Origin of the sequence: Streptomyces sp. SP18BB07 (assembly GCF_036322545.1) — a bacterium.
GTDB lineage: Bacteria > Actinomycetota > Actinomycetes > Streptomycetales > Streptomycetaceae > Streptomyces > Streptomyces deccanensis.
In genome coordinates this window covers 100023-113078 of record NZ_JAQYWT010000360.1, presented here as the reverse complement: position 1 = coordinate 113078, position 13056 = coordinate 100023, and the positions used below count along the sequence as shown (strand labels likewise).

The 13056-nt window shown below is 70.3% G+C and carries 11 protein-coding genes; 2 read left to right on the top strand and 9 right to left on the bottom strand.

The features are described 5' to 3' along the window. The 7 genes from PUR53_RS38905 to PUR53_RS38875 form a co-directional block, all read right to left on the bottom strand. The gene (locus PUR53_RS38905; RefSeq protein WP_329911489.1) at positions 1-2166 is read right to left on the bottom strand and encodes a 3-hydroxyacyl-CoA dehydrogenase NAD-binding domain-containing protein; all 2166 of its coding nucleotides are present in this window, start codon (positions 2164-2166) and stop codon (positions 1-3) included. Positions 2167-2204: 38 nt separating this feature from the next. Beyond that, on the bottom strand, positions 2205-3419 hold the full coding sequence (locus PUR53_RS38900) for an acetyl-CoA C-acetyltransferase (protein WP_329911488.1): 1215 nt from the start codon (positions 3417-3419) through the stop codon (positions 2205-2207). Between the two features lie 145 nt (positions 3420-3564). Beyond that, entirely contained in the window at positions 3565-5112 is a 1548-nt protein-coding gene (locus PUR53_RS38895) for an acyl-CoA synthetase (protein WP_329911487.1), read from the bottom strand. A 61-nt stretch (positions 5113-5173) separates the two neighbouring features. Then, the gene (locus tag PUR53_RS38890; protein WP_329896610.1) at positions 5174-6574 is read right to left on the bottom strand and encodes an aldehyde dehydrogenase family protein; all 1401 of its coding nucleotides are present in this window, start codon (positions 6572-6574) and stop codon (positions 5174-5176) included. Positions 6575-6587: 13 nt separating this feature from the next. Continuing rightward, positions 6588-7379, bottom strand: a complete 792-nt coding sequence (locus PUR53_RS38885; protein WP_329911486.1) for a coniferyl-alcohol dehydrogenase — start codon at positions 7377-7379, stop codon at positions 6588-6590. A 20-nt stretch (positions 7380-7399) separates the two neighbouring features. Then, a complete protein-coding gene (locus PUR53_RS38880; RefSeq protein WP_329896612.1) occupies positions 7400-8659 on the bottom strand; it encodes a cytochrome P450 in 1260 nt (419 codons plus the stop codon). 37 nt (positions 8660-8696) lie between these two features. Continuing rightward, the gene (locus PUR53_RS38875; RefSeq protein WP_329911485.1) at positions 8697-9098 is read right to left on the bottom strand and encodes an SCP2 sterol-binding domain-containing protein; all 402 of its coding nucleotides are present in this window, start codon (positions 9096-9098) and stop codon (positions 8697-8699) included. Between the two features lie 244 nt (positions 9099-9342). Between PUR53_RS38875 and PUR53_RS38870 the strand changes: the two genes are divergently transcribed. Continuing rightward, on the top strand, positions 9343-9903 hold the full coding sequence (locus PUR53_RS38870) for a TetR/AcrR family transcriptional regulator (protein WP_329896613.1): 561 nt from the start codon (positions 9343-9345) through the stop codon (positions 9901-9903). A gap of 114 nt (positions 9904-10017) precedes the next feature. Beyond that, positions 10018-11070 carry an MBL fold metallo-hydrolase gene (locus PUR53_RS38865; protein WP_329911484.1) on the top strand — a complete coding sequence of 351 codons (1053 nt, stop codon included), beginning with the start codon at positions 10018-10020 and terminating at the stop codon, positions 11068-11070. Between the two features lie 9 nt (positions 11071-11079). Here PUR53_RS38865 and PUR53_RS38860 read toward each other — a convergent pair whose 3' ends face one another. Next, complete coding sequence (locus tag PUR53_RS38860) at positions 11080-12102, bottom strand: MaoC family dehydratase (RefSeq protein ID WP_329911483.1); 1023 nt, start codon at positions 12100-12102, stop codon at positions 11080-11082. Positions 12103-12155: 53 nt separating this feature from the next. Beyond that, positions 12156-13043 (bottom strand): HpcH/HpaI aldolase/citrate lyase family protein, encoded by an 888-nt coding sequence (locus PUR53_RS38855; RefSeq protein ID WP_329911482.1) that lies wholly within the window; start codon positions 13041-13043, stop codon positions 12156-12158. Between the last annotated feature and the right edge of the window lie 13 nt (positions 13044-13056).

The following is a 13056-nucleotide window of genomic DNA, read 5'->3' as shown; positions in this document are numbered from 1 at the left end:
TCACGCACGGTCGCCGGACGCGTCGGCCCTGGCCACCAGGGACGGCGTCGGAAGGAAGCGCTCACCATAGCGGTCGGCCAGTTCCCTGGCACGCGTCACGAAGCCCGCCACGCCTCCCGGGTAGCCCTTGACGTACTGCGCGACGCCCCCGGTCCAGGCCGGGAAGCCGATCCCCAGAAGCGACCCGATGTTGGCGTCCGCCTCGGAGAGGATCACCCCTTCGTCGAAGCACCGCGCAGCCTCCAACGCCTCGGCGAACAGCATCCTTTCCCGCATGTCCTCGAAGGGGATCCGGTGCCGGCCGGAGCCGAAGTGCTCCGCCAGGTCGGGCCACAGCCGAAGGCGCCTGCCGTCGGCGTACTCGTAGAAGCCGGCCCCCGCTGTCCTGCCTCCGCGGTGAAAGTCCCTCACCATGCGGCGCACGACGTCGTCCGCGCCGAAGACGGGCGCGTCCCGCCCCTCCTTCTCCAGGGCCTCGATCGTCTCCTCCCGGACCTTGAGCCAGAGGGTCAACGAGAGTTCGTCCACCAGTTGCAGAGGCGGCGCGGGATACCCGGCCTGGGCGCCCGCCTGCTCGATGGAGGCGGGCGGCAGCCCCTCCCCCACCATGGTCACGGCCTCGTTGACGAACGCCCCGATCACCCGGCTGGTGAAGAATCCCCGGCTGTCGTTGACCACGATCGGGGCCTTGCCGATCTGTCCCGCGAGGTCGATCGCCCGGGCCAGCGTGGCGTCGCTGGTCCGCTCGCCCCGGATGATCTCCAGCAACGGCATCCGCTCGACCGGCGAGAAGAAGTGCAGCCCGATGAAGTCCGCCTGGCGTTCGACACCTTCGGCCAGCCCGGTGATCGGCAGGGTGGAGGTGTTGGAGCCCAGCAGCGCGGCGGGGGCCACGATCTCCTCGATCTCGGCGAACACCTTGTGCTTGAGCTCCTGACTCTCGAACACCGCCTCGATCACCACGTCGCAGCCGGTCAGGTCCGAGGGGAGTGCGGTGGCCGTGATCCTTGCCAGGACGGTGTCGGCGTCGGCCCGGGTCATCCGGCCCCGCTGTACCGCCTTGGCAAGGAGTCCGGCCGAATGGTCCCTGCCCTTCTCCGCGGCCTCGGCCGACACGTCTTTGAGGACGACCTCCAGTCCGGCCAGGGCGCAGACGTGGGCAATGCCCGCCCCCATCATGCCCGCGCCGAGGACACCGACCTTGCGTGCGACCGTCTTCTCGTGGCCTTCGGGCCGAGAGCCGCCGGACTGGATGTGCTGGAGGTCGTAGAAGAATGCTTGGATCATGTTCTTGGCGGTCTGTCCGGTCGCCAGCTCCACGAAGTAGCGCGACTCGATACGCAGCGCGGTATCGAAGTCCACCTGCGCGCCCTCAACGGCCGCCGCCAGGATGGCCCGCGGTGCGGGGATCGGCGCGCCTTTGAGCTGCTTGCGCAGATTCGCGGGCAGTGCGGGCAGGACAGCCGCGAAGGAGGGGGTGGACGGGGTGCCGCCCGGGATGCGGTGTCCCTTGGTGTCCCAGGGCTGCACCGGCTCCGGGTTCGCCCGGAGCCACGCCCTGGCCCTGGGCAGGAGTTCCGCGGCCGTGTCGACGACCTCGTCCACCAGGCCGATGGCCACCGCCGCCTGCGGCCGGTGCTTCTGCCCCTGAAGCAGCACCTTGAGCAGCGCCTCCTGGACGCCGAGCATGCGGACGGTGCGGACGATGCCGCCACCGCCGGGCAGCAGGCCGAGGGTGACCTCGGGCAGGCCGATCCGGCAGCCCGGGGTGTCCGCGACGATGCGGTGGTGGCAGGCAAGGGCGATCTCCAGGCCGCCACCGAGCGCGCTGCCGTTGACGGCGGCGACCACGGGCCTGCCCAGCCGTTCCAGCCTGCGCAACTGGTCCTTGACCTGGGTGGCGGTGTCGAGGACCGACTGCGCGTCCTCGGGGCGTGCGGCCATGATGTCGTGCAGGTCGCCACCGGCGAAGAAGGTCTTCTTGGCGGAGGTGATCACGACTCCGGTGATGGTGTCGCGCTCCGCTTCCAGCCGGTCGACGGCCCGGCCCATGGACGCGACGTAGGCGGCGTTCATGGTGTTGGCCGACTGGCCCGGGGCGTCCAGAGTCAGAACGACGACGCCGTCCTCGTCACGGGACCAGTGAATGGTGTCCTGCTCGCTCATTTCTTGTTTTCCTCTTCCCTACGACGTGATGGACGGCGTCAGACGCGTTCGACGAGGGTCGCCACGCCCATGCCGCCGGCGACGCACAGGGTGACCACGGCCCGCCGGGCGCCACGGCGTTCCAGCTCGTCCAGGGCGGTGCCCACGAGCATGGCGCCGGTCGCGCCGAGGGGGTGTCCCAGGGCGATGGCGCCGCCGTTGACGTTGAGCTTCTCCATGGGCACGCCCAGGTCCCCCGCGTACTTCAGGACTGCGGCGGCGAAGGCCTCGTTCATCTCGAACAGGTCGATGTCGTCGACTGTCAGCCCGGCGCGGGCGAGCAGCCTGTGGGTGGCCGGGATCGGGCCGGTCAGCATGATCGTGGGATCCGCCCCCGAGGTCGCGGCGCCGGTGATCCGGGCGCGGGGGGTGAGCCCGAGGTCGCCTCCCGCCTGCGCGGAGCCGAGGAGCAGCAGGGCCGCTCCGTCCACGACGCCGGAGGAGTTGCCGGCCGTGTGCCGGTGGTCGACGGACTCGACGTGGTGGTACTTCTGCAGGGCGACCGCGTCGAACCCGCCCTCCTCACCGGCCTTGGCGAAGGCGGGCGGCAGCAGGCCCAGGCTCTCCGCGGTGGTCTCGGGCCGCAGGTGTTCGTCGCGGTCGAGCACGACCAGGCCGTTCTGGTCGGTCACCGGGATCACGGAGCCCGTGAACCGGCCCTCCTGCCAGGCCCGTGCCGCTCGCTCGTGCGAGCCCGCCGCGTACCGGTCGAGATCCGCGCGGGTGAAGCCCTCCATGGTGGCGAGGAGGTCGGCGGCGACGCCCTGCGGCACGAATCCCAGGTCGTAGGCGGTGGCCGGGTCGGCCGCGAGGGCTCCGCCGTCCGAGCCCATCGGTACCCGCGACATGGACTCCACGCCGCCCGCGAGGAACAGGTCGTCCCATCCGGAACGGATCTTCTGCGCCGCTGTGTTGACCGCCTCCAGGCCCGAACCGCAGAAGCGGTTCAGCTGGACGCCGGTCACGGTGTCCGGCAGTCCGGCCACGAGGGCGGCGGTGCGCGCGATGTCGGCGCCCTGGTCCGCCACCGGCGTGACGACGCCGAGGACGAGGTCGCTGAGACGGTCGAGGTCCAGGGTCGAGTTGCGCTTGCGCACGGCATCGATCAGCCCGACGACCAGGGAGACCGGTTTGGTGCCGTGCAGGGCGCCGGTGTCCTTGCCACGGCCTCGCGGCGTACGGATCGCATCGTAGACAAAGGCTTCGGTGGTCACTGGCGGCGGCCCTTCCCGGCAGTAGATTTGAATCTTGGATAGATTAGAAAAAATGGGTGCAGGTGACCGCAGGCGGCTTCCGGCCCATGCTGTAGGAGGCTCCGGCGGGTGGGCCCCTCGGTAAGAGACCGGCTGCGCGCGGGGGTCAGACCAGTCGGGTGGCCCGCCCCGCCCAGTACTCGTCCTTCAGCAGGCGCTTCAGGAGCTTGCCGTTGGGGTGCCGGGGCAGTTCCGCTCGGAAGTCCACCGAGCGCGGGCACTTCACGTGCGCCGCGTGGTCTCGGCAGTGGGCGATGAGCCGTGCGGCCACGGCCTCGTCGGAGTCGGGGCCGGGCACCCGTGTGACGACGGCCTTGACCTGCTCGCCGAACTCCTCGTCCGGCACGCCGATCACCGCGACGTCCTCGACGTCGGGGTGGCTCGCCAGCAGGCTCTCGATCTCCTGGGGGTAGATATTCACCCCGCCGCTGATGATCATGTTGCTGAGTCGGTCGGTGAGATGGAGGTAGCCGTCCTCGTCCAGCCTGCCGATGTCGCCCATGGTGGCCAGACCGCCGGGCAGCTGTGCCGACCTGGTCTTGTCCGGGTCCTTGTAGTACTCGAACGGCGGCCCGCCGGAGAAGTAGACGACACCCTCCTGGCCGGGGCCGAGTTCATCTCCACCCACGCCGACGATGTGCACCCGGCCGACCACCGCCCGGCCGACGGTGCCCGGATGCTCCAGCCACTCGGGGGTGGTGCACACGGTCATGCCGTGCCCTTCGGAGCCCGCGTAGTACTCGATGAGGATCGGCCCCCACCAGTCGATCATGGCCTGCTTCACCTGCGGCGGGCACGGCGCCGCCGCGTGAATGGCGAAGCGGTGGGAGGACAGGTCGTACCCGCGCCGTACCTCCTCGGGCAGCCGGAGCAGGCGGGTGAACATGGTGGGCACCCACTGGCTGTGCGTGACATGGTGCTTCGCGATCGCCTCCAGGGCCAGGGCGGCGTCGAACTTCCGCAGGAGGACCACGGTCCCGCCGACGGCCGTGACGCTGCGGGTCCATCTGGCCGGCGCCGCGTGGTAGAGCGGGGCCGGGGAGAGGTACACGGTGTCCTCGTCGACCTGGAACATGGCCAGGGCCGGTGCGGGGATCGGGGGCGTGGTGCCGAGCGGGGCGCCGACCGAGGTCGGCCTGATGCCCTTGGGCCTGCCCGTCGTACCGGAGGAGTACAGCATCTCGGAGCCCTCGACCGCGCCGGGGAGCGGTTCGGCGGGCTGGCCGCTCTTGAGGACGGACAGTTCCTCGGCCCCGTCGTAAGGCGTTGCGTCGAGGGTCAGAACGGCGACGCCGGGGACCGCCGCCCGTACCGCATCGAGGTGGACTGCCGCGGTCGTCGCGGAGAGGACCACGGCGCCGGCCTCGCAGTCCCGGACGATGTGCACCACCTCGTCCGGGGCGAGGTGGGTGCTGATCAGCGTGTAGTAGACGCCCGCGTAGTGCGCGCCCCACACCACCTCGAGGTAGTCGACACGGTTCTCCGCGCAGATCGCCACGTGGTCGCCCGGGGCGAGCCCGAGGCTCCCGAACACGCGCGCGATCCTGTTGGCGGCGTCGTCGAGCTCGCCGTAGGTGAGGACCTCGCCGGTGTCCGCCATGACGACCGCCGGTTTGGTCTCCTTGTCCCCACGGTGCGCTCCGGGGTACCACATGGCTGAGTCTGGCGCTGGGTTGGGCATGGCGTCCTCACTGGGGTGTCGGTTCGGCCGCGGGTCAGAGGATCCGGCGCATCATGCTCAGCGCCTTCTCGGTGTACGGCGGATACATCACGCGGGGGTCGGGTCTGAAGGTCTTGGCCAGTACGGCCTTGCGGTGGCTGAGCCGCTGGAAGCCCCATTCCCCGTGGTAGGCGCCGATACCGCTGGCGCCGACCCCGCCGAACGGCAGGGACGGGACGAGGCAGTGCATCGCGACGTGGTTGACGACGGCGCCGCCGGCGGGGATCTCGTCGACGAGCCGGGTGCGTGCCGCCCTGCCTCTGGTGAAGACGTACAGGGCCAGCGGCTTGGGGCGGCGAGTGACGAACCGTATGGCCTCGTCGGCCGAGTCGACGGTCAGCACGGGAAGGACAGGGCCGAAGATCTCGTCGGTCATGAGGGGTTCGGCGGGGGCCGGGTCCACGACGACCGTGGGCTCGACGGTCAGCGCGGCACGGTCGGTGCCACCCCCGGTCACGACCGAGCCTTCGGTGGCGTCGAGGTAACCGGCGATCCGCTCGAACTGACGCTCGTTGACGATGCGCATCCCGCCGTCCTGGTCGGCGCGGAAGGCCTTCATGGACGCGACGATTTTGTCGACCAGGGCCTCCCGGACCGAACGTTCCACGAGCACGTAGTCCGGTGCGATGCAGGTCTGTCCCGAGTTCATCAGCTTGACCCACGCTATGCGGCGCGCGGCGACGTCGAGGTCGGCGTCGGCCAGGACGATCGCCGGGCTCTTGCCGCCGAGTTCGAGGGTCACCGGGGTCAGCGTGGGAGCCGCTCCGGCCATGATCTTCTTGCCGATCTCGGTGCCGCCGGTGAACAGCACATGGTCGAAGCCCAGGGCGAGCAGGTCCTGGGTCACCACGGCATCCCCCTCGACCACCTTGACCGCCTCGGGGTCCAGGTATCGCGGAACCAGCCGCGCCAGCAGCGCGGAGGTGGCAGGGGCCAGCTCGGACGGCTTGAGCACGGCGCAGTTGCCCGCCGCCACCGCCGCGACCAGCGGGCCCAGGCTGAGGTACACCGGGTAGTTCCAGGGCCCGATGACCAGCACGACCCCAAGGGGCTCGTACTGCACCCAGCCCGAGGCCGGCTGCTGGCTCAGCGGCATGCGCTGTCGCTTCCGCTTCATCCACGAGCGCAGACGCCGACGGGCGTAGAGCGCCTCTCCCCGGGTGGAGGTGATGTCGCCCAGCCAGGACTCCGCGGCGCCGCGCCCGAGGTCCATGGCCAGGGCTTCGGCGATCTCCGCCTCGCGCTCCTCCACGAGCCGCGCGATGCCGTCGAGCTGCCGCTTGCGCCATTCCAGACTCCGGGTGCGGCCGTCGGCGTGGACCGACCGCAGGGTCGCCATCAGTGCGTCGAGTCCGGCCGCCTCCTGGGCGGCCTCGGTGCTCGGTGAGGTGGCCATGTCCATCCGCCCCTCAGACCTGGGGCGCCGGGACGTTGCCGGAGAGGACCGAGGCGGTGATGCCGCCGTCGACGGTCAGTGGGTGACCGTTGATCCAGCGGGCCTGGTCAGTCAGCAGGAACAGCGCGGCGCCGGCGATGTCGTCCGGTGTGGCGTGCCGGCCGAGCAGCGCCTTCACGCCGTCGAGCTGGTCCTTGCCCATCGACTGTTCGAAGTCGGCCAGGATGGGTGTCTCGACCGGCCCCGGCAGTACGGCGTTGATACGCAGGCCCATCTCTCCCAGGGCGAGCGCCATCGCCATCGTGTAGACGGTCGTCGCCTCCTTGGAGAAGTTGTAGGCGTTGCCCTGCTGGGGATGGTCGGCGAACCATCGCGCGCCTTCTTCGAAGGTGTCGGTGGCCAGCAGTTCCCTGATGGCCCCGAGTCGCTCCGGCCACCCGAAGCCGGCGGTCGACGACACGATCACGACACAGCCGCCCGGCTTCAGCCGCTCCAGCAGCGACTCCGTCAGGTGCCGTACGGCCAGGAAGTTCACGGCGAACACGGTGTCGCCCGGAGCCGTGCCGGGGATGCCCGCGATGTTGAGCAGCCCGTCGAAGGTGCCGTCGAGCCGGCCGACCGCCTCGTCGATGGAGGCGGGGCCGGAGAGATCGACCTCGATGTGGGCATGGACCTTCGCCGTGGGCTGGTCACGGTCGAGGCTGTACACCTCCGCGCCGGCGGCGACCAGTTTCTCCGCGACCTCGTGACCGATGCCGGAGGCGGCTCCGGTGACGAGGTAACGCTTTCCCGCGAACTGCGACATCTGACTGCCTCTCAACGCGCTCAGAGGGTGTACGGCATGCTCTTGACGGCACGCACGAAATTGCCGGCGAGGTACACGGGCTCGCCCACCCGAAGAGTCGGAGCGCGGTGCAGCAGCTGGTCGAAGATCTCGGTGAGCTGCATCTTCGCCAGGAAGTTGCCCATGCAGTAGTGCGGACCGCCGCCGCCGAAGGCCAAGTGGTTGTTGGCCGGCCTCATGATGTCGAGGAGGTGCGGGTCCTTGAAGACGCGCTCGTCCCGGTTCCCGGACGCGTACATCATCAGGACCCAGTCGCCCTCCCTGATCTCCTGCCCGCCCAGCACCGTGTCGCGGGTGGCGGTACGGCGGAAGGTCTGGACGGGGGTGACGTACCGGACGAACTCCTCGACGGCCGGGGCGATCCGGCCCCCGAAGTCCTCCAGCAGCAGTGCCTTCTGGTCGGGGAAGTCCTGGAGGGCGCGGGCGGTCACGCTGATCGTGTTGCGGGTGGTGTCGTTGCCGGCCACGGACAGCAGCACGAAGTAGGCGGCGATCTCGTCGTCGGTCAGCCGCCGGCCGTCCACCTCGGCCTGGACCAGGCTGGTCCACAGGTCGTCCTTCGGCTCCGCCCGACGGCGTTCGGCGTGCTCCAGACCGATCTGCAGCAGCGTGACCAGGGCCTCGTTGAGCACCTCGCCCGGCTCGCGCCCCGCGGCGACGTCCTCGTCCGCCCAGGAGACCATGCCGTCGGCGTGATGGGCGGCCAGTTCGCGCTGGTCCTCGGGGAGTCCCATCATCTCGTAGACGGTCCACATGGGCAGCCGCTTGGAGACCTGGCTGACGAAGTCGCCCTCCCGCGTGGCCAGGAGGTCGTCGACGATCGTCGTGGCCTGGCGCCTGATCTGGTCGTTGATCCTCGCGACCTGCTTGGGCGTGAACGCCGAGCTCACCAGGCGCCGGAGCTGGAAGTGACGTGGAGCGTCCATGGCGAGGAACGAGGACGCCGCCTCAAGGATGTCCTCGGGGATCTCCTCGACCATCACTCCGCGTGCCGAGCAGTAGATCTCCGGGTTCTTGCTGACCTCGGCGATGTGCTCGTGCCGGGTGACGGCCCACACGCCGTCGTTCTCCGGGGGCATCAAGGCGCCTTCGAGGGGCGGGTGCCAGCTGACCGGGCGCTCGTCGCGGAGCGTGCGGAACGCCTTCTCCCGCTGCTCCCAGGTGCCGGCCCAGAAGGACAACGGAGAGATGCTGACGGGGTCGTACGCCCGCGACGCGGTTTCGGTGGACTGGATGGCCATGTTTCCTCCGTGGGTGGGGTGGCGGGCCCGGGCGGGCTCAGAGGACGAGGTCGTCCCGGCCGTCGCCGCGCAGGCTGTCGACGTAGAGGGGGAAGAGCTTCTTGCCGAGCGGCGCCAGCTTGAGCAGGCTCGCCACGTTGCCCTCGACCTTGATCCTGCTCTTGGCCATCGCCAGCGGGAGGTTGACCTTGCCCTGCCAGTAGGCGTTGCCGACGTCGGCCGCCATTCTCATGACGGCCTGCGGGGGCGCACCGCCGGTGCCGTCCCCGACGGTGCCCGCCGTCGTGTCCACTTCCACGACCGTGTCCGGCTCGGTGAAGGCGAACTGCAGCACCATTGCGGTGTCCCGGAGCTTGGGCCCGATCTCCGCGTCGGCGAACGCCTCCTCGAAGATGCCGCCGATGTACTTCCTGACCTCGTCCGCGTCCCTGAATCCCACGGTTCCTCCTGACGTCCGCGAGGAAGATCACCCGAATCCGATGGGCGATTCAAATATAAGTTTGATTAGATTTCGCACTCAAACGGGTCCCCGACGGGCAGCACCTCGCGTGCCGCGGTCTCGAAGGGGGGTGCGTTTCGGGAACGTAACATAAGTCTTCTTATGGCGACTAGAGCCCGGCACCGAACTCATGCCCGCGGGGCGCCTACCATGACTTCCCACACCCCCGACCAGGAGTCCGCGCATGCCCGCACGCAAGGATGCCGCCCGCTACTTCGACTGCGCGTTCGCCATCCTCGCCGCACAGGGCTACGGCGGACTCAAACTCGCCCCCCTGTGCGAACGGATGGGCGTGACGACAGGCGCCTTCTACCACCATTTCGCGAACTGGGGCGCCTTCACGGACGCGCTGCTGGAGCACTGGCACCGGGAGCGCACGCGGCAGCTCGTCGAACTGGCCGGACTCGAATCGGACCCTCTGGACCGGCTCCAGGTCCTCCTCGACGCGGCCATGGAGCTCCCGCACGGCGCGGAAGCCGCGATCCGGGTGTGGAGCACGATCGACCCGGCGGTCCACCGGATCCAGGAAAGCGTCGACCTGGAGCGGCACAGCTTCGTCCGGAAGGCGTTCGCCGCCCTGGTCGACGCGGAAGAAGCCGACCGACTCGCCACGCTCGGCATGTACCTTCTGATCGGGTTCGAGCAGGCCGAGTCACTCCGCGACCCGGAAGTGCTCTCGTGGGCGCTGCACGAGCTGAAGAGGACGGCAACCAAGGGAGCGGCACTGCGCTCCGCGCCACGATGACCCGTCCTGCCGTACCCGCCACTTGCGCTGCTCCCGGCCGGGCCGGCCGGAGGCTCTCTCACCCACCTGCATGCAAATTTTAATATACGATAGATAAAATCCTTCGCCGTCAGCATGCAGGAGCACACCGTGGCGCCACCGCTGCTCGAACAACCCGACGACTGGACCGAACCCGGTGCTCACCCCGTGGTGGACCACGTGTACCGCATCCCTCTGTCCCTGCCAGTGGACGGGCTGGCGGCGGTCAACGTCTACCTGATCGAGGACGACGACGGCCTGGTGCTGATCGACTCGGGCTGGGCCGGGCCCGACACCGAGAAGGCACTGACCGAGGCGGTGCAGAGCCTCGGACACCGCCTGGACGACATCGGCCAGATCATCGTGACCCACGCCCACTGGGACCACTACACCCAGGCCCTGGCGTTGCGTGAGTCGATCGGCAGCCGGGTCCGCGTCGGCTGGGAAGAGCGCCACACGATCGAGGGCTTCGATCTGGAGGACGGGGTATGGCCCCGCCAAGTCGAGCTGCTGCGCGAGTGCGGCGCCCCCGAATTGGCGGCCCTGATCGCCGCCGTACCGGTCGAACAGAGCGACCGCGACATGCCGTTCGGGCCTCCGGACGAGTGGCTGAGGGACGGCGAGCGGATCGATCTCGCACACCGCCGCCTGGACATACGGGCCACGCCCGGCCACACGCGGGGGCATGTCGTGGTCGGGGACCCGACCGACGGCCTGCTGTTCTCCGGTGACCACGTGCTTCCGCACATCACTCCGTCACTGGGCTTCGAACGCTCCCCTGAGCGCTACCCGCTACGGTCCTATCTCGCCTCCCTGCGCTTGACCCGACAGCTGCCGGACGCGCTGCTCCTGCCCGCCCACGGCCCCGTGACCAGGAGCGTCCACACCCGGGTGGACCAGCTGATCGCGCATCACGAGGAGCGGCTGGACGAGGTCCTCCGGCAGGTCGCGGCCGGCGCGGACACGGCCCACGCGGTGGCCCGCGCCCTGCCGTGGACCCGTCGACGGAGCGGGCTCGACGAACTTCCGCCGGTGCACCGGATGACCGCGGTGCTGGAGATCGACGCCCACCTGGATGTCCTGGCGCAACTGGGAGCGGTCAGCCCGCAACGCGTCGACGGGGTCCGGCGGTTCACGTCGGCCGCGTGACGGTGCTCCTCATGCGAGCACGACCGCATAGCGCCAGTCCAGGACGGAGCGGGCGGGCTCGTCACCGCCGACGGCGCGGACCCGCGAGCGCAGGTGCGCCAGCCCGCCGTGTTCGCCCAGCGACCGCAGGCGCTCCACGGCCACGGTGCTGTACAGGGTGTCGCCCTCATGGACGGGAGCCAGGTGGTCACAGCCGTGCCAACCCGCCACGGTGACGATGGACGGCAGGGCCCGGGTGGCCTGCGCGAGGGCCACACCGATCGTGTGGCCGCCGTAGACGAGCCGCCGCCCGCCCGCGGCATGCCGGTCGTGATGCACCATGGCCACGTTGAGCGTGAGCCGGGCCAACTCGGGAGCGCCCGACACGACATCCCCGCCGCCGACCTCCCAGACCATGCCCTCGGCCAGATCGGCGAACCGGGGCCCGGCCACGCGCCGAGCGAACCGGTCGAGTTGCCATCCCCGCACCACCGCGGCGAGCGCCGCGTGGTCGGGTTCGGCACCCACGGCGTCGAGGTCGGCCGCGTGGCGGGTACCGGCGTCCGGGTCCCGCAGGGGCAACATGGCGCACCGCCAGAAATCCAGTACCGGGCGATCATGCTGGTCGGTGGTGGTGATCCGCAGGGCGGCCAGACCAGTGGGACGGCGCCCGGGACGGTCCTTGTTGCGACGCAGGGCGACGACCTCTGTGGAGGTGCGCAGCGTGTCGCCGATGAGCGGGGTGCGGCGCAGGACCAGGCCGCGGTAGAAGAGGTTGGCTTTCACATGATGGGTGGCCAGCGTGGACTGGCCGATCGCCATGTCCCAGACCAGGGCGGGGTGGGCGAGGGGGGCCTGGCCCGTCACGGCGCGGCTCAGTTCCTCGTCCAGCGGGAGCGCGAGCCGGTCCCCCACGATCGACTGGTGGGTGGCGGCGTGACCGGAGGTCAAGGTCACCCCGGGCGCCCCGCCGAACACCTGCCCGACGGCCAGTTCGTCGAAGTACGGCCCCTCGGCCGTACGTGCCGCCTCCTCCGGAATCGCCGCGCTCACTCCCGCGCCCCTCTCTTCCTCGGCCGTCGATGACCCGCCTTCAGGAGCGGCGCTCACGCTGTTGCCCTTCCCACGCGGGCGAGTATCCGGCGTGCGGCGACCGCCACGGCCTCGTCGACCATGTGTCCGTCCAGGACGACGGCGCCCTCGGCGCGCGTGTGCCCCCGCTCCAGCGCGGCCAGCACCGTCCGGGCCCTCGCCACCTCCTCGGCCGACGGGGTGAACGCCTCATTGACCTGCGCGACCTGGCGTGGATGGATGACCCATTTGCCGTCGAAGCCGAGGCGCGCGGCACGGCGCACCTGTCCGGCGAACTCCTCGTCGGCGGCCACCCCGAGATACGGACCGTCCACGGCGGCGAGGCCCGCGCCGCGAGCCGCCGTCAGGATCTCGTCCTGCGTGCGCAGCCAGGTCTCCGCCGGCGCGTCGGCGGCCCGCCCGAGCGACGCGGCCAGGTCGGCGTAGCCGATGATCAGGGTGGTCAGACGGGGCGTCGCCGTCACGATCTCGCGCAGGTTGGCCAGTCCCGCCGCCGTCTCGATCAGCGCCTGGACGGGGACCGGGTCGACGCGGCCGACGGCTGCCTCCGCGCCCGCCAGCAGCCGGTCCACGAAGGCGAGGTCACCGGCCGACTCGACCTTGGGCAGCACCAGGGACACCCGCGTGCCCTGCTGCGCGCACGCGACGATGTCCTCGTGACACCACGGCGTCCGGGGCGCGTTCACCCGGACCGCGATCCGCGGACCGGCCTCCGGCGCACGGGCCAGCCAGGCGGTGACGCGTTCCCGTGCGTCCGCCTTGGCCGTGGCCGCGACCGCGTCCTCGAGGTCGAGCACGATCTCGTCCGCTTCTGACGCGAGGGCCTTCGCCATCTTGTGCTCGTCCGAGCCGGGTACCGACAGACGTGCTCTGAGCGCACCCGCCGAAATGTTCGCGGTCACCTCATCCCCTCTC